We start from the raw sequence: 23,343 nt of genomic DNA on the forward strand, positions 1-23,343 counted from the left end.
GCATGACGAATATCGCCATTTGCGCGCCCGCGACGCCGATTACACGCGAACATGCGGCAGCGCTGGAGGAAATGGTCGCCGCAGAGTTCGCCGGAACCAGCGTGACTTTCCATGACCAGTGCTTCGAACGCGAAGGGCACTTTGCCGGAAGCGATCTTACGCGGCTCACGGCCTTTCTCGAATGCGCCAACGATCCTGCCTACGATGTAGTGTGGTTCGCCAAGGGTGGATACGGGTCGAACCGCATTGCCGAGGCTGCCGTGGCGCGGGTCAACCAGGCGGCCAAGTCGAAAACCTATGTCGGCTTTTCGGACTGCGGTTATCTGCTCGCCGCGCTCTATCGCCACGGGATCGGGCAATGTGCGCATGGATCGATGCCGGTGAGCGCGCGCTCGGAGAACGGGCGGAGAGCCGTCCGCCGGGTGCTGCAGTGGCTCAACGGCGACAACAGCGGGCTGGAGCCGAGCCTCGACGGGAAGACCCCTGCGGTGGCCTTCAACCTGATCACGCTGGCGATGATTTCGAACACACCCTTGATGCCCGATCTTTCGGGGCACGTGGTCATGGTCGAAGAGGTCAGTGAGCACCTGTATTCGATCGACAGGCTGTTCTTTCATCTCGGCGCGGTCCTGCCGCGCATCGCGGGACTGCGTCTGGGGGCCGTGACCGATATTCCTGAAAACTACGTCGAATTCGGCCAGACCGAAGAGGAAATCGCCAAGTTCTGGTGCGACCGGGCGGGCGTGCCCTATCTTGGCCGCGCGGAGATCGGGCACACATCCGCCAACAAGGTGGTGCCGTTCGGGCTTGCGAGTCCGTCCAAGGCTCCGTAACCGCGCGGGCCAGAGGAGATTGTGATGAGAGCGTTCGTATTTCCGGGACAAGGCAGCCAGAAAGTCGGCATGGGCGGCGAGCTTGCCGATGCCAGCGCTGCGGCTCGCGAAGTGTTCGAGGAAGTCGACGAGGCGCTGGGCCAGAAATTGAGCGCGATCATGCGCGAGGGACCCGAAGACCAGCTCACGCTGACCGAAAACGCGCAGCCCGCGATCATGGCCAATGCGATCGCGACCCTGCGCGTGCTCGAAAGCGAGTTCGGCGTGAAGCTTTCCGACGCGGGCGGCTGCGTCGCAGGCCATTCGCTCGGCGAATACACCGCACTGTGTGCGGTCGGCGCTTTCGACCTTGCGACGACTGCACGGCTGCTCAAGCTGCGCGGGCAGGCGATGCAGGCCGCCGTTCCGGTGGGCGATGGCGCGATGGCGGCGCTGCTTGGGGCCGATATCGAAAAGGCCACCGCGCTTGCCGCCGCCGCTGCCGAGGGCGAAGTATGCGAGGTCGCCAACGACAACGACCCGACACAGGTGGTGATTTCCGGTCACAAGGGCGCCATCGAGCGAGCGGTCGCGCTGGTGAAGGACCACGGGATCAAGCGCGGCGTTTTGCTGCCGGTTTCCGCACCCTTCCACTGTTCGCTGATGCAGCCCGCCGCCGATCGCATGGCGGAGGCTCTCGCGGATACGCCGCCGGGGCCGCTCGCACTTCCGATCTATGCCAATGTTACCGCAGCGAAGGTATCCGATCCCGATGAGGAACGCGCCTTGCTGGTCGAGCAGGTTACGGGCCGCGTGCGATGGCGCGAGAGTGTGCTTGCGATGCGCAGCGACAGGGTCGAAAGCTTTGTCGAGCTAGGGGGCAAGGTCCTCGGCCCGATGATCGGCCGGATCGACAAGGATGCTGCGACCACCAGCCTGATCACCCTGGAAGATCTCGAAGCCTTTGCGAAAGAGAACGGGTGAAGCGCTGCATGATCGCTCTGGGCATGGCCTTCGCCGCGCTCCCTGCGCACGCCTTTGCGCAGACGCCCGACGTCCTTGCCTGCATGGACAGCGGCTACTCGGAGCAGCAGCAGGCCGCCATTGACCGGTACGTGAACAGCTTCGATCTCGATACAATGGGCACCGACCCGCAGCTTGTCGAAGCCTTGGCTGATCGCGCAGCCGTGTGCGCGGGCACTGACTATGCGGACGAGGCATCGATGATGGCGATCCTCGAACACAAATTCGCCGGACTTTCGCTGGACGGTATTGCCGCGACACGGCCCGATGTCGCGGAAACCGTTCGGCGAATGGACGAAGACCTGGACGAAGCAACGCGCCAACGGCTTTTCTACCTATTCGAGGTGGAGATATTCGGGGATCCGCAAACCGGACAGACCCGCGAGCTTACGGTCGAGGAGGAAGAATTCTTTGGCGAGGCCATTCTGAATCCCTCGGTAAGCGGATCGATCGAACAGGCCGAGATGATCGGCGCCTTCATGGCCGCGCGGCTCATGCAGCGCGATGCCGAACAACGACTGGCCGCACGCTGAGCGCGCAGGCCTCCTGATATGAGTGGTGAGGAGACACCCATGTTTTCACTGACCGGAATGAATGCCCTGGTGACCGGCGCGAGCGGCGGGATCGGATCTGCCATCGCGATTGCGCTCGCCAAGCAGGGGGCGAGAATTGCGCTTTCGGGTACCAATGGCGCGAAGCTGCGCGGTTTTCGCGACCAGCTGCACGAGGAGATCGGCGGCGATCATGTCGAGATCACCTGCGACCTTTCGAATTCGACCCAGGTCGAAGAGCTGATCCCGGCCACGCTCGACACGCTCGGTAGCATCGACATTCTCGTCAACAATGCCGGCATCACACGCGATAATCTCGGCATGCGGATGAAGGACGAGGAATGGGACGATGTGATCCGCATCAACCTCGAAGCCGCGTTCCGCCTGATGCGCGCGAGCGCCAAGCCGATGATGAAAGCGCGCTTCGGGCGGATCATCAACATCACGAGCGTCGTTGGCGCGACCGGCAATCCCGGGCAGATGAACTACACTGCGGCCAAGGCCGGGCTGACCGGGATGACCAAGAGCTTTGCGCAGGAAGTCGCTTCGCGCGGGATAACTGCCAACTGCGTGGCTCCCGGCTTCATCCGCACAGCGATGACTGCGCAGCTCGACGAGAAACAGCAGGATGCAATCAACGCGAAGATCCCGATGGGACGTATGGGCGAGGGCGAGGACATCGGTGCCGCCTGCGCCTATCTCGCGAGCCGCGAGGCAGGATATGTGACCGGCCAGACACTCCACGTTAACGGCGGCATGGCGATGCTCAGCTGACCGGAATGGAAGAAACTTCTCCGGCTCGAAATCGGCCGGTGCGCAGTTTGGGGGGAATTATCATGCTGAAACAGCTTATGGTTGCGGCCGGCCTGGTTGTCGCAAGTCCAGCTTCGGCTCAAGGGGCGCCACCGGTCGACTGCATTGCGGTAACGGGCGACCCCGAGCTTGCGCGGGACATGACCGATGAATTCCTTGCCGAGAGCGGTATCGGTTCTCCGCCGCCCGAAACGCAGACCCGGTTGGTGAACGCCGCCGCCGTCTGTCTCGATGCGAACAACATCGCCGACGAAAAAGCCGAGGCCTTCATACTGGCCAATCTCGGATACATGCTCGCCGAGGAAATGCTCGGTCGCATCAACGGGATCGGTTTCGACATGGGCCCGGCCGAAGAATTGCTTGCCCGCTTGCAGGCGGAGCCCGATCTCGATGTCGCAGCCTATATCGATGCCCGCCCTGGGCAATTCGACATTCCGACCCGTGAAGCGGCCGAGGCCAACGGCATGACTCATGATCACCTTCTCGCATGGGTCGGGGGCTATATCGGCATGCGTTTCCAGCAACAGAACGGATTGAGGCAGCTTCAGGCGCCATAAGCCCTCATTATCCCCAATGGATTCCCGGCTGGGTCACGTCGCGGCTTGCTCGCAGTATCCATCGCGCTAAGGTTTTCGGGACAAGTTCCGGCGCTGGTGGGGCGATTCCGGCCCCGCTGCGCCACCACAGTGGCCCGCAGGCCCAAACAGAGCGATAGGTAAGCGATGAAAGCTACGATCGAACGCGCGACGCTCCTGCGTTGTCTCTCCCACGTCCAGTCGGTGGTAGAGCGCCGCAACACGATCCCGATCCTGTCCAACGTGCTGATCGATGCCAGCGACGGCGGCAGCGTGAAGGTCATGGCGACCGATCTCGATCTGCAGGTGGTCGAAACGATGAGCGCGGCGTCGGTCGAAACGCCCGGGGCGATCACGGTTTCCGCCCACCTGCTGTTCGATATCGCCCGGAAATTGCCCGAAGGCAGCCAGGTCAGTCTGGAGACCGCCGACAACCGCATGGAGATCAAGGCGGGCCGCAGCCGGTTCAAGCTGCCGACGCTGCCGAGGGACGATTTCCCGGTCATCGTCGAGGGTGATCTGCCGACTTCGTTCGAACTGCCCGCGCGCCAGCTTGCCGAGATGATCGATCGCACGCGCTTTGCGATTTCGACCGAGGAAACGCGCTATTACCTGAATGGCATTTTCCTGCATGTCACCGACGATGATGAGCCGGTGCTCAAGGCAGCGGCAACCGATGGCCACCGTCTCGCCCGCTTCACGCTTGCGCGCCCCGACGGTGCCGAGGGCATGCCCGATGTGATTGTTCCGCGCAAAGCCGTGGGTGAACTCCGCAAGCTGCTCGAGGAGGCTCTCGACGGCAATGTCCTGATCGACCTTTCGGCCAGCAAGATCCGCTTCACGCTGGGCGGCGAGGGCGGAGTGGTGCTCACCAGCAAGCTGATCGACGGCACCTTCCCCGATTACAGCCGCGTGATCCCGACCGGGAACGACAAGCTCCTCAAAGTCGATCCTAAGAGCTTCTTCCAAGGCGTTGATCGCGTTGCCACAATCGCGACCGAGAAAACCCGCGCGGTCAAGATGGGCCTCGATACAGACAAGGTCACTCTGTCTGTGACTTCGCCCGATAACGGCACCGCGACCGAGGAACTGGCGGCCGAATACAAGTCCGAAGGCTTCGAAATCGGCTTCAACGCCAATTACCTGAAGGATATCCTCGACCAGATCGACAGCGATACGGTGGAGCTCCACCTCGCCGATCCCGGCGCACCGACGCTGATCCGCAAGGACGAGAAAAGCCCGGCGCTGTATGTGCTGATGCCGATGCGGGTATAGGTTTGGGAAGCGATGCGCCTTGACCGCGCAGGCCCGCATCTTCGGGACGGTCATTTCGACGTATACGCGTGTGGTCGAGATTGCTTGCGAGGAAGCGGGGATCTCTCACGAGACCGTACCGACCGCGGCGCGCTCGCCTGAAAACCGGCATCCCTTCGGGAAGATCCCGGTGGTCGAGATCGACGGCCTCGAACTGATCGAGAGCGTCGCGATCGCGAATTACATCGACAATGCTCACAATGGCGGCGCCCTGCAGCCCGTCGCCGCGGCCGCGCGCGCCATATCGGACAAGTGGGTTGCGATCGCCAACAATTACCTGTTCCCGATGTTCGAGAACGGTCTCGTCATGCCCTGGATCATGCATCGCTACGCGGGGTTTCCGCTCGACCGGGAACGGATCGAACGATCGCTCCCGGACATCAGCCGTGCACTCGGGTTCGTGGAAGCCGCGCTATCGGAAAAGGGAGCCTGGACTGCCAACGGCTTTTGCATGGCCGATGTCTTCCTCTATCCGGTCATGCGCGGATTGCAGATGACGCCTCAGGGCGAAATGGGGATTGCACAATGCGACCACATATCGCGCTGGATGGCCGATTGCGAATTGCGTCCGTCGATCGCCGCAACACGGTGGGAAAGCGAACCGTGATGGGTTAGGAGTCTTCTCAAAGAGGAGACAGCCATGACCATTCAGCAAGTCCATGTCCGCAAGGACGACCTGACCCACGCCGATCTTGTCCATGTTGAACCCGGCGAACTGGCCGACGGCGCCGTAAGGCTCGAAATCGAGAGCTTCTCGGTCACCGCCAACAACATCACCTATGCCGTGGTCGGCGATGGCTTCCGATATTGGGATTTCTTCCCCGCTCCGGAAGGGCTCGGCATCGTCCCGATGTGGGGTCACGCCAAGGTTATCGAGAGCAACCACCCGGAAATCGCAGTAGGCGAACGGGTTTACGGCTACCTGCCGATGGCGACCCATCTCGACGTGCGACCGGGCAATATTTCGGCATCGAGCTTTCTCGACACGACCGATTACCGCCAGCCGATGAGCCCGGTCTACAACACTTACCAGCGGCTTGCTGCCGACCCGGAGCATGATCCGGCGCGGGAAGACGAGCGGATGATCTTCGGCCCGCTATTCAAGACCGGGTTCCTGATCGAGTATTTCATGCGCAAACAGGACTGGTTCGAAGCGCGACAGGTGATTCTCACCAGCGCATCGTCCAAAACGGCGATGGGCCTTGCCAGCGTCGCAAGGCAGAATTCACCCGAGATCAAGCGCATCGGCCTGACATCGGCCGGGAATGTGGAATTCGTCGAGGAAACAGGGCTTTACGACAAGGTCCTTTCATATGACGAGGTCGGGACCATGCCGATCGCGGAAAGCGTCACCGTCGACTTCGCCGGCAATGCCTCGCTGCTCGCAAAGCTGCACGAACACTTCACCGACACGCTCAAATATTCCTGCCTCGTGGGTGCGACCCATATCGAGGAAAGAGGTGAGGGCGGACTGACGGCCGATCGCGGACTGCCAGGCCCCAAGCCGACGCTTTTCTTTGCGCCCGACCACGCGGTGGAGTTCTTCAAGGAGCACGGTCCGGTCGAGGGGGGCAAGCTTGTCGCCGCAACTTGGCACGAATTCCTTAAAGGCGTCGAGGGAACAGTCGACATCGTGAAGCTGTCCGGACTGGAAGCCGCGCGCGAGACCTTCCTCGAAATGTTCGGCGGGAAAGTCGATCCATCCAAGGGGATCGTGGTCGAGCCCTGAGCCGTTTTTATTCCGCCGCTTCGGCAAGTTCTGCCCGTTGCGGACCGCGGATCAGGCCACCCGGCGTTGCGCCGGTCCACTTGCCCTCACGGAACGTCACCACGCCGTTCTTGATCGTGCAGACATAGCCATCGGCCTTCTGCAGCAGCCGCTTGCCGCCTGCCGGAAGGTCGAAGGCGAGCCAGGGGCGTCCGAGCTGCAGTGCATCCATGTCGATGACATTGAGATCGGCGAGATAGCCCGGCGCGATCACACCGCGATCCTCGAGGCCGTAAAGCACCGCCGTGTCGCGGCATTGGCGTTTGATCGCGTGTTCGAGGCTCAGGCGTTCGCCACGTTTCCGATCGCGCACCCAGTGCTGGAGCATGAAGGTGGGCGAGGCTGCGTCGCAGATCGTCCCGCAGTGTGCGCCGCCATCGGACAGCGAATTCACCGTGTCCTCGGATTTCTGGAGATCGACGAGGAAATCGAGGTTGCCATCGGCATAGTTGAGGATCGGCAGGTAGATGAAGCCCGTCGCATCCTCGCGGCATAGCATGTCGTAAGCGTATTCCTGAGGATCGACGCCCGCCGCCTGAGCCCGCGCGTTCACGCTGGCCGATGCCTCCGGTTCGTAATCGAAATCGGGGTCCATCTCGTATTGCAGCGCCCACCCTTGGGTGATGACCATCACCACGCCGAGGATGTCCTGCGGGGCCTCCGAATAGTCGTTGGCTTCCGAAAGCAGCTGCTTTTTGAACGCCGGGTCGAGCAGCTTCGCCTTCTGCTCGGCCCACGGCAGGTCCTTGATCCCCTGCCAACTCGGGCGGAAGACGAACGGGTTCACCGTCCCCTGCCACGCCATGATGATGCCGTTGCCGCGCAGAGCGATTTGCGCGACGATGTTCGCTCCGTTGTCGTTCTGCGCCCGCATTTCGCTGATCTGCTCTTCGAGCGGGAGCTCCTTGGCGATGCTTTGTAGCGCGGCGAAGGTTACGGGGATGCCCGCCTCACGGCTGAGCTTGCCCATCCATTCGAACTCGTTCCAGTCGCGCTGGAGATCGCTCGCCATTTCGAACACCGCGTGGCCTCCCGCCGCTTTGCCGCGCCCCATCGCCTTGCCGATCGCGACCAGTTCCTCAGGCGTCGCGGTGGTGCCGGGGACCAGTTCGCCATCGACCGATTTGTGCAGCACCGTGCGCGAGGTCGAAAAGCCAAGCGCGCCAGCGCGCACGCCTTCCTCGACGATGTCGCACATTGTCGCGATATCCTCTTGCGTAGGGACCGCGCCGGGCTGTTCGCGGTCGCCGAGCACATAGGCGCGGACCGCGCCGTGCGGGACGTGGGTGCCGATATCGACCGTACGCGGCAGTTTCTCGAGCGCGTCCAAATACTCGGGGAAGGTTTCCCAATCCCATGTAATCCCTTCGGACAGTGCAGTGCCGGGGATGTCCTCGACGCCTTCCATCAGGCTGATGAGCCATTCGTGGCGGTCGGGCTTGGCGGGCGCGAAGCCGACGCCGCAATTGCCCATCACTACCGTTGTGACACCGTGCCAGCTCGAAGGGGCCATTTCCTGGTCCCACGTCGCCTGCCCGTCGTAATGGGTGTGAATATCGACGAAGCCGGGCGCCACAACCTTGCCGGTCGCGTCGATCTCTTCGGCGGTATCGCTCGTAATCTCGCCGACCTGGGCTATCAGCCCGTCCTTGATCGCGACATCGCCGGTAAAGCGCTCGGCGCCGGTGCCGTCAACGATAGTTCCGCCCCGGATGATGAGGTCGAATGCAGGCATGGTTCTCTCTCCCGTTATGGGAGAGAGGATGTCCTATCGCTAAAGCGCTGTCCAGCGCTCGAAAGTGCGAGGGTCAGGCCGCCGCAGCCCGGTCGCGTCCTGTTTCCGTGGCTGTCTCCGGCGCATCGAGGAATTTCCGGATCAGCGCGACGCTTTCGTCGGCATGGGTCAGCAGGAACAGGTGCCCGCCGCCCTTGATCATCTCGATCCGCGAATTGGGGATCATGGCCTTGAGGATCTGGCCATTGATAGGGCGCACGATCTGGTCGTCTTCGCCCATCATGATCAGCGTTTCGCTCTTGAGGAACGGCAGGGCCGGGAGGCTGGTCCAGCCGAGCATGCAAAGCAATTGATACATGTAGCCGCGCGGGGAAGGGGGCTTGAGCCGTCCGATATGGCTATCCTTCTGGTGCTCTGCCCCGTCCTTGTCGACGCCGCCATAGAGCGTCGCGAAGTGCTCGTTCATGAATTCCGGGTCGATGTAGCGGCGCGGATTGGCCATCTTGGTGAAGGCTGCGGGGTTCCCCGGCACCATCGCCATACCCGGCGTCGTCGCGATCAGCGTAAGCCGCCGGGTCCGGTTCGCGTGCTGGAGCGCGAAGTGCTGCGCCATCGCGCCGCCCCAGCTTACGCCCATCACATCGACTTCGCCGAGCCCGTGCCGCGCCAGCAATTCGGCCGCCGTCCAGCTCATCGTGAACGGGTTGTAGGGGATCAGCGGGTCGGGTGATTCGCCCGTTCCCGGCATGTCGAACATGACAAAGCCGCGGTCGGGAAGGGCCTCGGTCAAAGGGGCCACAGCTTCGATATTCGCGCCGATGCCGTTGAAGAACAGGATCGGAGGGTGATCGGTGGGCTTGTCGAGCCTCCACGTAGCAGTCCGTAGCGTCCGGCCGCCCACTTCCTCCATGGTCACGACCGCGTCTTTCATTGGATTCGACACGAAATTCCCGTCCTTTCTGCACGCCGGGACAGAGCCAGCGGCGTGGGTGGGAGGCACCCTCGTTGATCCCTCACGGGGGTGCGTCCCATAAGCTGCAAGTCAGTTTTTACAGGCGCGCCTGTATCAGACTTCCTCGACTACGTAGAGTCCGGGGGCCGGGTCCATAGGCTTGTAGGTGGCGCTCCCCAGTTTTTCCGGAGCGGGCTTCATCGCGCCCGAGCGCTTCTGGATCCATTCCATCCAGAACGGCCACCAGCTGCCTTTCACCTCTTCGGTGCCCTGCAGCCACTCGTCGGCGGTTGCGGGCAGTTTGCCCTTCTTCTTCTGGACGTAATATTTCGCCTTGGGATTGCCCGGAGGGTTGAGGATCGCCTGCATGTGGCCCGACTGGCTCAGCACGTAGGTGACGTCCTTGGATCCGAACAGCTGGGTCGAACGATAGGTCGCCTTCCAAGGGGTGATATGGTCGGTCACGCCGCCGAGGATGAAGAGGTCGGACGTTACCTTGCTGAGATCGACCTTGTGATCCGCCATTTCGACCTCGCCATGCTTGGTGAAGGCGAGCGTTTCGAACAGCGTCAGGAAGTCGCCCATCAGGCTCGCAGAAAGGTTGGTTGCGTCGGCGTTCCAGTAGAGAACGTCGAAAGCCGGCGGGTCCATGCCGAGCAGGTAATTGTTGATCACATAGTTCCAGATCAGGTCGTTGGGCCGCAGCCACGCGAAACCGCGGGCGAGGTCGTCCGCCTTGATAATCCCAGCCTTCGCCGCGCGCTGGCGCGCGAGCCGCATGCCGTTCTCGCTGACGAGCGAACCGGCCTCGATATCGGTCGGCTTCGGGTGGAGGACGCACACCATCAGCGTGAGCGTGCCAAGAATATCGTTGCCGGTCGCGGCCAGCTTCGATGCGAGCACGGCGGCGGTCTGGCCGCCCGAGCACCCGGCGGAAACGTTGACCTTCTTCGATCCGGTGATCTCGGAAACCGCCTCAAGCGCTTCCTCGCAAGCCTTGATGTAATCGGCCATGCCCCAGATGCCCTGTTCCTTCGACGGGTTGCGCCAGGAAATGACGAAGGTCTGGATGCCGTTGTCGACCTGCCACTTGATCACCGATTTTTCGGGCGAGAGATCGTTGATGTACATCTTGTTGATCTGCGGCGGGATCGTAAGCTGCGGAATTTCGTAAACCTCGTCGGTCGTCGGCGCATATTGCACCAGTTCGAACATCTCGGTGCGGTAGACCACCGAGCCTTTCGAAGTCGCGATGTTCTCGCCCAACTTGAACGGGCGTTTGTCGACCTGGCTGACCATGCCCTTGTTGTTGACGAGGTCGTTGTAAGCGTTTTGCAAGCCCTTGATCAGCGACAGGCCACCCGAGTTGATGACCTGCTTCTGCGCGATGGGATTGCCGGCCAGCGTGTTGGTCGGCGCGAGTCCGTCGAGGATGATGTTGGCGATGAAGTTTGCACGATTGCGCTCGAGTTCATCGAGCTCGAGTTCCTCCAGCCAGTTGCGCATGCCCTTCTGGACCGCGAGATAATATTGCGCGCCGGCACGGAAGAACGGATTATATTGCCACGCCGGGTCCTGAAACCGCTTGTCCTTGGGGTCTGGGGCAAGTTCGCTCTTGCCGGTCATGATCTTGATCATGTCTTCGGTCATCGAACGTGCATGGCGGAAGGCGCGGTTCGGATCGGAAGCCGTTTCACGCAGCAGCAAGGCAACCGCGCCGACAAAATCTTCGCGCGCGACCCCGATCAACGGCCCCAGCGCATTCGTCGATTGAGCCGCTTCGTTTTCGAGTTTTACGGTGCCGTTGGACATCTGTTTCCCTTTCGCTGTGCGGCGCATTGAGCGCGCGTTCGCAGTTTGCTTTTGTTAATGCCTTTTGCCCATGGAAGTTTCAAGTTCGGCCGCGAGCGGTCCCACGCAATGGGACTTCGTTAACCGCTCTTAGCCAATCTTCAATGTTTCAAAGGCTACGGCAGACTCCTGAAGGTGAATCCGGAGAACCCCGATCGATGGCCAGGCTACTTTCACGGCTGGCAAATCAAACCAAGTTCCAGTCGGCGTCCGGTAGGGCGGCGAAGGTCGATCCGCGTCGCCGGGCTGCGCTGCTCGAAAGCGTCGAGAATTCTCACCTCGGTTGGTTCTGGGAAACAGACGCTGCTGGCCGTTTGACCTATCTCTCCCCTGCAGCGCAAAAGGTGCTCGACAAGGCCGAAGATGCCGTGATCGGCTCGGAATTGACCGACCTGTTCTTCACCGATGAAAAGGACATTTCGGGATCTGCAGCGCGGCCCCTGAATTTCCGTCTGGCTTCGCACAGTCCGTTTTCGCGAATGCAGGTCAAGGTAAAAGGTGCAAAGCCCGATGTTTGGTGGGAGATCTCTGCCAATCCGCGTCTCGAAGGGTCTGGCAGGTTTGCGGGATATCACGGTACAGCTCGCGACATTACCGGCGAACGCTTGGAAGCCCGTGATGCCGAAAAGCTCTCCCAGTTCGATTCCCTGACCGGGCTCGCCAACAGGTTGCGCATGGCTCGGCAGCTTGAGCAGACGCTCTCGGCATTCCGCATGGCAAAACGCTCCTGCGCGATAATGATGTTCGACCTCGACCGGTTCAAACAGGTCAACGATACGCTCGGCCATCCCGCAGGCGACGAATTGCTCAAGCAGGTCGCCGACAGGACCAAGCAAATATTCGCGCATCGCGGCGAAATAGGCCGACTGGGCGGCGACGAATTCCAGATCATCCTGCCGGACATGGATGATCGCGGCGAACTCGGAGAACTCGCAAAGCGGCTCGTGCAAATGGTGTCGCAGCCCTATTCGATAGCAGGTGCGCGCGCGATTATCGGATGTTCGATCGGCATCGCGGTTGCCCCATTCGACGGGATCGACGGAGACGAACTGGTCAAGGCTGCCGATCTCGCGCTGTACGCTGCCAAGGATTCGGGGCGCGGCACGCATCGCTTCTATTCCAGCGAGCTAAGCAACCGCGCCGATTTCAGGCAGCGGATCGAGGACGACCTGCGCGACGCTCTGGTGAAAGGCGAGCTTTCGCTGTTCTACCAGCCGATCGTCGACGCGAAGAATCACGAGGTGTGTTGTCTCGAGGCTCTGTTGAGATGGGATCACAGCGAGCGGGGTTACATTTCACCAGCCGACTTCGTTCCGGTGGCCGAGGAAGTCGGGATCATGTCGCAGCTCGGCGAGTGGGTCCTCGCAGAAGCCTGCAGGCAGCTTTCCGAATGGCCGCGGCAGATCAGGGCAGCGATCAATGTCTCGCCGGTGCAATTCGCATCGGACGATTTTCCGGACATGGTGCGCAAGACCATCAAGGCGTCCGGCGTCGATCCGGCGCGGATCGAACTCGAGATCACCGAGAGCGTCTTCGTCGGCGACCTCGATCGCACTCTCAGGCTGTTCCGCGAGCTCAAATCCATCGGGGTCAGGCTCGCACTCGATGATTTCGGGACGGGATATTCCTCGCTCAGCTATCTGCGCGATGCTCCGTTCGACAAGTTGAAGATCGACAAGACGTTCGTTCGGGGTTGCAGCAGCGACACCGGCAACAACAGCGCTCTGGTCGCGGCGATTGTCAGCATGGCCAAAGCGCTCGGAATGGAAACCGTAGCCGAAGGTGTCGAGACCCAGGACGAGCTCGACATGGTCGTGCGTCAAGGGGCATGCCGGATCCAGGGGCACCTGTTTTCGGGTGCCTTGTCGCCCGAACAACTGGTCGATCGGTTCGCGCGCGAGGAACTGAAGTTCGAGCCGGTCGGCCCCGAGAAATACCGGTCCGAACGGCGCACCGAATTCCGCAAGATCGGTCTGATTCACGAGAATAGCCGGTACAATGTCTTCCTCCGCAATCTCTCGAAGACGGGAGCATTGATCGAAGGTTTGCTGGATGTGCCGGTCGGAACCGACGTCGTTTTGGACCTCGGCGGAGGGCAACTCGTGGTTGCGACCGTGCGGCGATCCAAAGGCTTTAGCCAGGGTGTCGAATTCGAGACCCAGCTGATCAGTGACGGCGCAGGCGGCCTTTGTACCCGCCACCGGGTCTCCCCATACCAGATCGAGGCGGCTGGCCGTCCGCTGCGCGCGCTAAACGATGCGGCTGTCGCCGATATCACCGGGGCCAACAGCACCGCGCAAAAGGCGTTTATCGAAGTCGATATGACCGCCGCCACAAACCGGAATGGTTGACCGGACAAGGTCTCTCAAGCGCAAGAGTCCGTCCAAACAGTGGATCGCCCAGAAGTCGGGAAGCTGGTCGCTACGGGAAATTTAAGCCTCGTATTAGCACAAAAATAACCAACCGGGTTTACCGATGGGAGAGGTCCGGAGCGTTCTGGACCGTGAATTGCTTGGAGGAATTGAACGGGTGCCCCTAAAGGCTCTCTTGTCATCGAAAGGCGCCGGAATGCTTCGCGGCCGCCGGGGAGCGGCGTCGATGCTGTCCGATGGCGATCGCCTCGCCATGCTCGACGAACTCGAGAATTCGGGCCTCGGGTGGTTCTGGGCGAGCGATGCGGACGGCAACCTGACTTATCTGAGCGCGGCCATTGCCGAACGGCTCGACATTCCACTCGACGACTTGCTCGGGCATCCCTTGCCAGCCCTTTTCGCGCCGATCGATGGCGACGGACGCACCAAGTCTCTCTCGCTGATGTTGGGCGCGCACAAGTCCTTCTCCGGCTTTGCGGTGAGGGCGGTCAAACGCCCCGATGGCGCGGTGCTTCGTCTCGCCGGACAGCCTGTCTTTACCTCGGGCAAGAAATTCGCCGGTTTTCGCGGAACCGGCGCGGACATCACCGCTGAATATCACCGCGAGGCTGAAACGCAGCGGTTGGCGAAATACGACTCGCTTACCGGGCTTTCGAACCGGCACCGGATGGCGCACCAGATCGAGTCGACCCTGACCGCCTTCAAATCGGCCAAGCGCAACTGCGCGATCCTGATGCTCGATCTCGACAAGTTCAAGCAAGTCAACGACACACTCGGCCACGCCGCCGGTGACGAACTGCTCAAGCAGGTGGCCGAGCGCCTCAAGCGCTCGATCGAGCGCGAGTGCGAAATCGGCCGCTTGGGCGGCGACGAATTCCAGGTCATGATCCCCGATGTCGATGACCGCGGGGTGCTGGGCGACATCGCGATGAAGATCATCACGATGCTCAAGCAACCCTATTCCCTCGACGAAGGACGCTGCGTCATCGGTTGCTCGGTTGGTATCGCGATCGCACCGCACGACGGGGTGACGCGCGAGGAAATCGTGCGTTCTGCCGACCTCGCCCTCTACGCTGCCAAAAACGGCGGGCGCGGTCAGTATCGATTTTTCTCCGGGGACCTCGAAAACGAGGCGATCTTCCGGCGCCGCCTCGAAGCCGATCTCGATACCGCAGTCCGCGAGAAGCAGCTGTTTCTGAAATACGAGCCGATCGTTGATGCAAAGACCCAGAAGGTTCGGGCGCTCGAAGCCCATATCTGCTGGATGCACGATACACGCGGCGAGATCGACGAAGAGGAATTTGCATCCATCCTCGACGGGTCAAGTCAGGTCGTCGAAGTGGGCAAATGGTCGATTGCGGAAGCGTGCCGACACGCCGCCTATTGGCCGGAATCGATCCGCGTCGCCGTCAATGTCCCAGTACCCCTGTTCGCGCACAGCGACTTTGTCGCCGAGGTTTCCCGGGCTCTGCAGGAGGCCGATATGCCGGCCAACCGTCTCGAGCTCGAAATCAGCGAAGCCGTGTTTTTCGGGGACTCGAACGCGGTCGATCGGACGCTGGCCCAATTGTTCAAGCTCGGCGTTCGCCTCACGCTCGATGAATTCGGCAGCGGCTATTCTTCGCTCGCCTACCTCCGCCGCGCGCCGTTCGACATGATCAAGATTGATGAGAAGCTGATCTTGGAGGCCGAACGCCACGACAGCCGTGAACTCGGGCTGGTCCGGGCGATCGTCGCTCTCTCCGGCGCGCTGGAAATGGAAACGATTGCAAACGGAATCGAGTCCAACGCACTGCTCGTTTCGCTCCTCGACTGCGGGGTCGATTATGTCGAGGGTCCGATCTTCTCCGATCCGGTTGGCCGCGACGTGGTCGAATCCGAGCTGCTCGGGGACGGATGGAAGATCCAGCCGACCGTTGACCGGACCAAGCGTGCGCGCCGCCGGACGGTGTTCCGCAAGATCCAGGTGATCCACGACGACCACTCCTACGAAGTAACGCTCCGCAACCTGTCGAAGACCGGCGCCCTGATCCAGGGCCTTGCGGATGTTCCTAAAGGGACGCAGTTTGTGGTCGACCTGGGCGGCGGGCAGCTCGCGGTCGCGACCGTGATCCGCTCGAGCGGCGACACGCAGGGGCTCGAGTTCGAACAATCGCTGGTGGACGACGGCTCGGGCGGACTGTGCACCCGTCACCGCGTATCGCCTTATGCCCTGGCATCCGCCGGCGCGCCGCTCGCCGCGCTGTCGCCGGGAAGCTACAAGGCCATGCAGGGCGGAATGCTGGGGCAGGGCGCCAGTGTGCCGCAATTCGGCTACGCCCCAAGCGCGACCCACGAAGCCGCCTAGAACGGGCTTTCTCACCCAGCTTGCATCGCGCACAGCGGTGTTGCGATTTTCGCGAATGACATTGCCCGCGTGCCCCGCTAGATGCGCTGGCAAATGACCGACCTTTCGCACATCCGCAACTTTTCCATCATCGCCCACATCGATCACGGCAAGTCGACGCTCGCCGACCGGCTCATCCAGTTCACCGGCGGGCTGACCGAGCGTGAGATGAAGGAGCAGATCCTCGACAACATGGATATCGAGCGCGAGCGCGGTATCACCATCAAGGCGCAAACCGTCCGGCTCAATTACACCGCCAAGGACGGCGAGACCTACCAGCTCAACCTCATGGACACGCCCGGCCATGTCGACTTCGCCTACGAAGTCTCGCGCTCGCTCGCCGCGTGCGAAGGCGCGCTGCTGGTGGTCGACGCCGCGCAGGGCGTCGAGGCGCAGACGCTCGCCAACGTCTACCAGTCGATCGAGCATGATCACGAAATCGTCCCCGTCATCAACAAGATCGACCTCCCCGCTGCCGAGCCCGACAAGGTCCGCGCGGAAATCGAGGACATCATCGGCCTCGACGCATCCGAAGCCGTCCTCACCTCCGCCAAATCGGGCATCGGGATTGAGGACGTGCTCGAAGCCGTCGTCGCCAAGATCCCGCCGCCCAAGGGTGAGCGCGACAAGCCCCTGAAGGCCAGCCTCGTCGACAGCTGGTACGATCCCTATCTCGGCGTCGTCATCCTCGTCCGCGTGATCGAGGGCGTGCTCTCCAAGGGCCAGAACGTGAAGTTCATGCAGGGCGGCACGCAGCACCTGATCGACCGCGTCGGCTGCTTCACCCCCAAACGCACCGACCTCAAGGAACTCGGCCCCGGCGAAATCGGCTTCATCACCGCGCAGATCAAGGAAGTCGAACAGGCCCGCGTCGGCGACACCATCACCACGGTCAAGAATGGCGCGACCGAGGCGCTCCCCGGCTACAAGGAAGTGCAGCCGGTGGTGTTCTGCGGCCTGTTCCCGGTCGACGCGGCGGATTTCGAGAAACTGCGCGAAAGCATCGGCAAGCTGCGCCTCAACGACGCCTCCTTCTCGTACGAGATGGAGACCAGCGCCGCGCTCGGCTTCGGCTTCCGCTGCGGCTTCCTCGGCCTCTTGCACCTCGAAATCATCCAGGAACGCCTCAGCCGCGAATACGATCTCGACCTCATCACCACCGCGCCCAGCGTCGTCTACCGCGTCCACCTCGCGCACACCAAGACCGAGGACGCGAAGACGATCGACATCCACAACCCCGCCGACTGGCCGGACGTGAACCGGATCGACATGATCGAGGAGCCGTGGATCAAGGCGGTGATCTACACGCCCGACGAGTATCTCGGCGCGATCCTCAAGCTGTGCCAGGACCGTCGCGGCATCCAGACCAACCTCACCTATGTCGGCGGCCGCGCGCAGGTGACGTATGAGCTGCCGCTCAACGAAGTGGTGTTCGACTTCTACGACCGGCTGAAGTCGATTTCACGCGGCTATGCCAGCTTCGATTACGAGCAGATCGGCCTGCGCGAAGGCGACCTCGTGAAGATGAACATTCTCGTCAACAACGAGCCGGTCGACGCGCTCTCGCTGATCGTCCACCGCGCGGTGGCCGAGGAGCGGGGCAGGGGCATGTGCGAGCGCCTCAAGGACCTCATCCCGCGCCACCTGTTCAAGATCCCGATCCAGGCCGCCATCGGCGGCAAGATTATCGCCCGCGAAACGATCGCCGCCCTGCGCAAGGACGTGACCGCGAAGTGCTATGGCGGGGATATCACCCGGAAGAAGAAGCTGCTCGAGAAGCAAAAGAAGGGGAAGGCGCGGATGCGGGAATATGGGAACGTGTCAATCCCGCAGGAGGCGTTTATCGCGGCGCTGCGGATGGGGGAGGAGTGATGAAAGTCCAAGAGGGGCTTGCCTACAGCTCCATTTTGAATGATCACCTCGCGCTATGATACGTGAATGGGATATCAAAAGGACGACCTTCTCGGTTGGAGATTTTCTTAGCTGGCAGAGGGCTGACGGGCTTGAATTGAGCCCGAGTTTTCAACGCCGAGCCGTTTGGACGAAGCCGCAGAAATCATATTTCATCGATACAGTCTACAGAGGCCTACCAGTCCCAATTATCTTCTTGCGGGAGAGGACTGACATTGAGACCCTGAGCACAGTTCGCGAAGTTATCGATGGCCAACAGCGGTTGCGGACTCTCTTGTCCTTCATCGCACCTGATAGCCTCCCAGACTTCAAAGATGCGGACGATTTCACCGTAAGAAAGAAACACAATAAGGATATTCAGGGTAAGCACTTCGAAAGACTTTCGAAGGACGCTAAAGAGAGGATTATCTCTTACCAATTTAGTGTTCACGTACTTCCGAGTGACACAAGCGATGCTGAGGTCCTTAGCATCTTTGCGCGGATGAATTCGACGGGCTCTAAGCTCAACGCCCAAGAGCTACGTAATGCTGAATACTTCGGTGAATTCAAAACGATATCCTACCGGGTGGCCCACGCCAATCTCGAGCGCTGGAGGAAATGGAAAGTCTTCAGTGAGCAGCAAATCGCCAGAATGAACGAGGTCGAGCTAACGAGCATTTTGTTCATTCAAATTTTGAGCGGATTGTTCGAGAGGACCCAAAAGAATATCGATAAGTACTACGATGAACTCGATGAAGATTTCGATCAAAGTGGTCGGGTGGTGAAAGAATTTGGCGAGGTCATGGATTCTATTGAAGAAGCTTTTGGAGATGCCTTGGCTCCGAGCGTTTATAGCAACACTGGCATGTTCATTCAGCTCTTCAACCTCGTTAGGCGGCTCAAGAATGATAATTTGGCGCTAAGTAAGGCGCGGGCGAGACGAATTCTCGATCTGGGGGATCGCATTAGGGCACGCGAAAACCTGCCAGAGAGCGTTTTGGTTGCACTAGCTAGCCGTTTCAATCGCTTGAGCAATCAGCAGACGGTCGCCAACTTCCTTTTCGACAATGCTGCCCAATGATCACCTAACCGCCTTTCGCAATAAGGTACGGCGGACTCGAAGACTTCTTTCACGCCAAGTTGCGTTTCACGACGCCGGTCAAATTCCAAAAACCGAATTGGAGTCGATATTCGAATTGGCGTTCTTGAATGCCTTCGTAGCGTTCGAGAACGAGCTGACTGAATTACTAAAGACGAATCTGCTCATGGCGACCGGGTCAGACGGGCGACTAAGAAGCAAGTATGTTCCTTTGAACAGGGCGGATGCTGAGCGGCTGCTGTTGGGCACGCAGAGATACTTCCAACTGCTCCCTGTCGAGCAAATGGAGAAGATTGCCAAGGTTTACCTAAAGGATGGGCGCCCCTTTACTACGCTCTCGGGAGGACAAAAGGGATCCATTGCGAAGTCGCATGCAATCAGAAATCACATTGCGCACAATAGCCCAGACAGTAAGAAGACTTATTTGAAAAGGGTTCGCGACCACGTGACGTTGTCGGGTAGTAGGACTGCTCCTGGTTTTTACCTTAGAAGTTCAATGACTAGTTCACTGACCTACTTCGACCATCATGTCGCCGAGTTAGGTGGCATTATGAATCATCTATGTACTTCGTCATGATTGGCAATAGGCAGTGACCTTCGGTGTATTCATGCACAAGGATGGGTCGATCTACGACGACATTCCCGAAGTGCATTACCAGTTTCCGAAAAGCTATCTCAGCCGTGCGCAACAGATGGTCGGCGACTGGATTGTCTATCGCGAGCCGGTCAAGATTCCGGACTCCAAGGGCTTCTTCGCGGTGGCGAAGGTCGAGGAAATCATACCTGATCCGGCGGAGCCTGACCGCTACCGTGCGATCATAGAGCAGGGCAGCTATCTGCCCTTCGAGCCGACGGTACCGCATATCGTGAATGGTGAGCAGGTTGAGCGCGGTATTCTCAATGAGGAAGGCAAGGTTTCCGGCCGTGCCCAAGCCGCTGTCCGTCCGCTTTCGCCTTCCGACTTCGCACGGATCATATCGCTCGGCCTGCCGGATGAAGACTTTCTGCCCCGCAGCGATGACGAGGTGACCGAGGACAACCGCGTCCGCGAGCCTCAGACCCCGTTCGAAATCGAGCGGCCCATCGTCCAGTCACTCGTCTCCAAGCCGTTCCGTGACCGTGCTTTCCGTCGCGCTGTCATGCACGCCTATGATGGCCGATGCGCGGTGACAGGCTGGAAGCTGGTCAATGGCGGTGGTCGCTTGGAAGCGCAGGCCGCGCATATCCGGCCGGTCGAGCATGGTGGCCCTGATAGCGTGCGAAATGGCCTTGCGCTCTCAGGCACGGCGCATTGGATGTTCGACCGTGGGTTGATCGGATTCAAAGATGATCTGGAGATCATCGTGCATCGTAAGGTCAATGACCGCGATGGCGTCGAGGCGATTATCAATCCGACGGGCAAGCTCAAAGCTCCGGAGATCGAATCCTACAAACCGCATCCCAAGTTTTTGTCGTGGCACCGTGAATTTCACGGCTTCGAAGCGTAGCGCCCGCCACGCGCCGTTCCGCGATTGCTGGCGCAATCGCTCCATGCGCCGCGTGGCGTCGTCAGTCGGGTTCTGCTGCGCAGACCCGCTGGCCGGCGTTCGCGATGCGCCTCGCGCACCGGCTTCTAGCTTGTCGTTTGCTGCGCAATCGCCTGCGCTAAGCGCCTTCGCTCACTCCCACCCGTCATCCTTCGGCGAATGCCAAGTCTTCGGCTCCTTCGGCGCGGGCGGCTTTCTTGGCGGGTCGGGTTGCGAGTACGAGATGTTCACGTCCGGCCCCTTCAGCAGCTGCTGGCGTTGCTCCGTGTCCAGCTTGAGCGCGTCGAAGTCGCGGTCGCGTAGCTCGACATAGCGGTTCCACGCCGCGCGCGTTTCCTCGGACAGTTTCGCCCACTCGCGCGCCTTCTCGGCCTCGACCTGCGCGCGGATGCGCTCGACCTTGCGGTCGATGCTCGCGCGGATATCGGCGGCGGAGACGTTGCGCCGTTGCGCCGCCTGTTCCTTGTCCCACTCCTTTTCCCATTGCGCGCGCCACTTCTTCTTGAGCCGCCGCTTCTCCATCTTGCCGACCGCGTTGAGGCCCTTGAGCGAGCCGCCGTTCACGCTCGCGCCGAAGCGCTCGGGCGAGCGGTTTCTGAGCATGAACATAAGCAGCCGGTCATTCACCTTCCGGCGCGTGCCCACGAGGTTGCCATAGACGTAGAGCGGCTCCTCCACCCCGTTGAGCGCCCGCTCCATGGCTACGTCCTCGAGCCGCTGCACGCCGAGATCGAGAGCGGCCTGCCACGCCGCGCGGAAGCTCTCCGCGCCCTTCTGGCGGCGCAGGTAATAGGCACCGACCGTGCTCATATCGACGACTTTGCACGCGGCGGCGACCGAGCCGGTGTCGGCCAGCGCCTCGATAAAGGCGCACTGGCGCTCGGGCGTCCAGCCGTCGTGGCGCTCGTATTGGCGGGGCACGGGGGTGAAGTCGGGGAGCTCGCTGCGCGGTACGGGGAGGCGCGCGGTGCGGGGGTCTGATCGTCTCGTCATCCGGGAGGATAGATCACAAAACTCCCGAGTAGGAAAATTGCCGCGCAGGCCCTTGCGGGACCGATTTATCGGTTTCGGCATTGCGCAACGCTATGCTACGCTCGCTTCGCATTTCATGGGGGTGCCGGTGCAGACAATCAGCCCGAACCTGTTCAGGGCGATGGAGAGCCAGGAAGAAAAGCGCTTCATCCAGAAGCTCGCGCGGGTCGTGCGCGAGGCCGTGCCCGATCTTGCGAGCGAGCCAGAGCCCGATTTCACCGCGCAGATCCGCCTGCTGGTCGAAGAGGCGCGATCCTATGGCCTGCGCGCCGAGCAGACGATCGGCGCCTATGCCATCACCGCAGGATTGCTCGGCCTCAACTTCGTCGACGAGCATCCCGCGGCGAAGGAAATCCTCACCGGCCACGAGACCGAGTTCAAGAAAGCCGACCTGCTCGAGGCGTTCACGATCAAGCTGCTGGAAACGCTGGAGCAGTAATGGGCTGGGGCAGCGCACTAGGGAAAGCGTGGGACGGAGCCACCAACGCCGCCAAGAAAGCGGCAAGCGCCGTGTCGCGGTCTGCCAAGTTCGCTTACGAAAAGCTAAAGCAGGGAGCCGCTGCTGCCAAGGATGCGGTCGTCGCGGGTGCGAAGGCAGTCGCCGGTGCGGTCGAATACGGTGTCGACCAGGCCAAGCTCGGGGCGATCAGGGCGCGCGAGGCGCAAGCCGCCTACCAGACCGGGCGAAGCCAGCTCAGCCCGTGCGAAGCGGGCAGCCCGACCGAGGCGTGTCCCCATGCCGTGGCCCAATGCGCCGAGCTCGCCGATGCGCGCAACAAGGCGATCATGTCGGAAAACACCTACAAGGAAGGCGACGAGGGCAAAAAAGACCCGCTGCTCGCTCAGACCGGATACACGCGCCTCGATCCGACCGAGGACGCGGACGAGCTGCGCGACAGGCTGGGGATATCGAACCCCAATGAAATGCTCGAACCCGACGGTTCGGATTTCAGGGCTCGGGTCTACAAGAAGGGCGAGGGCGACAACGCCGAATACGTCATCGGCTATCGCGGGACCCAGACCGGGTCTGACTGGAAACAGAACCTGATCCAGGGATCGGGTGGCCAGAGCGATTCCTACGACCGGGCCAAACGTCTTGCCGCGGTGACCGACGCTCATGGCGAAGCCAACGGCAATCCTGTTTCGTTCACCGGCCATTCGCTCGGCGGTGGCATGGCCTCGGCCGCTTCTGCACATACGGGAAGACCGGCGAGCACTTTCAATGCGGCCGGGCTCAATGCCAACACTGTGGGCGGCGCCTATCCCGATCCGCCCGCGCCGACCAACGCCTATTTCACCCCCACCGATCCCTTGTCGGCGATGCAGGATAACCGCCGGCCACTGCTCGCAGGGATCACCGCCGGAGTTTCGTATATCCCCGTCGTCGGTCCTGCACTCGCGTCTGGACTAGGCGCGTGGGTCGGAGGCAACGAGGCGACGGGAACTCCAGTCTTGCCAAAAGCCTATGGCGACCGTCGGCCCCTGCCATTTCCGCCCGGGCGCCAGCCGCCCGACCTCAGTTTCGACGGCATCCTCGAATCCCATGGAATGGGCCTTGTCATCGAGGGTATCGATGCGCAACGCAAGGCATTGGGATGTCAGTGACAAGATGGCATGGTTCTTACGCACAAACACCGGCAGGCG

The 23,343-nt window shown here is 61.1% G+C and carries 19 protein-coding genes; 15 read left to right on the forward strand and 4 right to left on the reverse strand.

Annotated elements, in window-relative coordinates; all coding sequences use genetic code 11:
• Window positions 1–2 precede the first annotated feature (2 nt).
• From ACI5KX_RS07795 to ACI5KX_RS07830, 8 genes are all read left to right on the forward strand, one after another.
• Window positions 3–833: an LD-carboxypeptidase gene (locus ACI5KX_RS07795; protein ID WP_406810103.1), complete on the forward strand. Its 831-nt coding sequence runs from the start codon at window positions 3–5 to the stop codon at window positions 831–833.
• 24 nt (window positions 834–857) lie between these two features.
• Window positions 858–1,796 carry an ACP S-malonyltransferase gene (fabD, locus tag ACI5KX_RS07800; protein WP_406810104.1) on the forward strand — a complete coding sequence of 313 codons (939 nt, stop codon included), beginning with the start codon at window positions 858–860 and terminating at the stop codon, window positions 1,794–1,796.
• An 8-nt stretch (window positions 1,797–1,804) separates the two neighbouring features.
• Window positions 1,805–2,368 (forward strand): hypothetical protein, encoded by a 564-nt coding sequence (locus ACI5KX_RS07805; protein WP_406810105.1) that lies wholly within the window; start codon window positions 1,805–1,807, stop codon window positions 2,366–2,368.
• 39 nt (window positions 2,369–2,407) lie between these two features.
• Window positions 2,408–3,160: a 3-oxoacyl-[acyl-carrier-protein] reductase gene (gene fabG, locus ACI5KX_RS07810; RefSeq protein WP_406810106.1), complete on the forward strand. Its 753-nt coding sequence runs from the start codon at window positions 2,408–2,410 to the stop codon at window positions 3,158–3,160.
• A 179-nt stretch (window positions 3,161–3,339) separates the two neighbouring features.
• Entirely contained in the window at window positions 3,340–3,756 is a 417-nt protein-coding gene (locus ACI5KX_RS07815; RefSeq protein WP_406810107.1) for a hypothetical protein, read from the forward strand.
• A 165-nt stretch (window positions 3,757–3,921) separates the two neighbouring features.
• Window positions 3,922–5,049, forward strand: coding sequence for a DNA polymerase III subunit beta (gene dnaN, locus ACI5KX_RS07820; RefSeq protein WP_406810108.1), 1,128 nt, complete (start codon window positions 3,922–3,924; stop codon window positions 5,047–5,049).
• A 19-nt stretch (window positions 5,050–5,068) separates the two neighbouring features.
• Entirely contained in the window at window positions 5,069–5,695 is a 627-nt protein-coding gene (locus ACI5KX_RS07825; protein ID WP_406810109.1) for a glutathione S-transferase family protein, read from the forward strand.
• 33 nt (window positions 5,696–5,728) lie between these two features.
• Window positions 5,729–6,817, forward strand: a complete 1,089-nt coding sequence (locus ACI5KX_RS07830; RefSeq protein WP_406810110.1) for a DUF2855 family protein — start codon at window positions 5,729–5,731, stop codon at window positions 6,815–6,817.
• Window positions 6,818–6,824: 7 nt separating this feature from the next.
• Here the strand turns inward: ACI5KX_RS07830 and ACI5KX_RS07835 are convergent, their stop codons facing one another.
• The 3 genes from ACI5KX_RS07835 to ACI5KX_RS07845 form a co-directional block, all read right to left on the reverse strand.
• Window positions 6,825–8,591 carry an amidohydrolase family protein gene (locus tag ACI5KX_RS07835; protein WP_406810111.1) on the reverse strand — a complete coding sequence of 589 codons (1,767 nt, stop codon included), beginning with the start codon at window positions 8,589–8,591 and terminating at the stop codon, window positions 6,825–6,827.
• A 73-nt stretch (window positions 8,592–8,664) separates the two neighbouring features.
• A complete protein-coding gene (locus tag ACI5KX_RS07840) occupies window positions 8,665–9,534 on the reverse strand; it encodes an alpha/beta fold hydrolase (protein ID WP_406810112.1) in 870 nt (289 codons plus the stop codon).
• A 123-nt stretch (window positions 9,535–9,657) separates the two neighbouring features.
• Window positions 9,658–11,355: an alpha/beta fold hydrolase gene (locus ACI5KX_RS07845; RefSeq protein ID WP_406810113.1), complete on the reverse strand. Its 1,698-nt coding sequence runs from the start codon at window positions 11,353–11,355 to the stop codon at window positions 9,658–9,660.
• Window positions 11,356–11,552: 197 nt separating this feature from the next.
• On the opposite strand from ACI5KX_RS07845, the gene ACI5KX_RS07850 reads away from it, so the two are divergent.
• From ACI5KX_RS07850 to ACI5KX_RS07870, 5 genes are all read left to right on the forward strand, one after another.
• Complete coding sequence (locus ACI5KX_RS07850) at window positions 11,553–13,745, forward strand: putative bifunctional diguanylate cyclase/phosphodiesterase (RefSeq protein WP_406810114.1); 2,193 nt, start codon at window positions 11,553–11,555, stop codon at window positions 13,743–13,745.
• Window positions 13,746–13,962: 217 nt separating this feature from the next.
• A complete protein-coding gene (locus tag ACI5KX_RS07855; RefSeq protein WP_406810115.1) occupies window positions 13,963–16,113 on the forward strand; it encodes a putative bifunctional diguanylate cyclase/phosphodiesterase in 2,151 nt (716 codons plus the stop codon).
• 93 nt (window positions 16,114–16,206) lie between these two features.
• The gene (lepA, locus tag ACI5KX_RS07860; RefSeq protein WP_406810116.1) at window positions 16,207–18,024 is read left to right on the forward strand and encodes a translation elongation factor 4; all 1,818 of its coding nucleotides are present in this window, start codon (window positions 16,207–16,209) and stop codon (window positions 18,022–18,024) included.
• 55 nt (window positions 18,025–18,079) lie between these two features.
• Window positions 18,080–19,123: a DUF262 domain-containing protein gene (locus tag ACI5KX_RS07865; protein WP_406810117.1), complete on the forward strand. Its 1,044-nt coding sequence runs from the start codon at window positions 18,080–18,082 to the stop codon at window positions 19,121–19,123.
• 665 nt (window positions 19,124–19,788) lie between these two features.
• Window positions 19,789–20,628 carry an HNH endonuclease gene (locus ACI5KX_RS07870; RefSeq protein WP_406810118.1) on the forward strand — a complete coding sequence of 280 codons (840 nt, stop codon included), beginning with the start codon at window positions 19,789–19,791 and terminating at the stop codon, window positions 20,626–20,628.
• 171 nt (window positions 20,629–20,799) lie between these two features.
• On the opposite strand, the gene ACI5KX_RS07875 is transcribed toward ACI5KX_RS07870, so the two are convergent.
• Entirely contained in the window at window positions 20,800–21,660 is an 861-nt protein-coding gene (locus ACI5KX_RS07875; protein ID WP_406810119.1) for a hypothetical protein, read from the reverse strand.
• A gap of 115 nt (window positions 21,661–21,775) precedes the next feature.
• Between ACI5KX_RS07875 and ACI5KX_RS07880 the strand changes: the two genes are divergently transcribed.
• Entirely contained in the window at window positions 21,776–22,138 is a 363-nt protein-coding gene (locus tag ACI5KX_RS07880) for a hypothetical protein (protein WP_406810120.1), read from the forward strand.
• Window positions 22,138–23,304, forward strand: coding sequence for a hypothetical protein (locus ACI5KX_RS07885; protein WP_406810121.1), 1,167 nt, complete (start codon window positions 22,138–22,140; stop codon window positions 23,302–23,304). The genes ACI5KX_RS07880 and ACI5KX_RS07885 overlap by 1 nt, the downstream gene beginning before the upstream one ends.
• Window positions 23,305–23,343: the final 39 nt, after the last annotated feature.

Origin of the sequence: Erythrobacter sp. GH1-10 (assembly GCF_045363165.1) — a bacterium.
Classification (GTDB): domain Bacteria; phylum Pseudomonadota; class Alphaproteobacteria; order Sphingomonadales; family Sphingomonadaceae; genus Erythrobacter.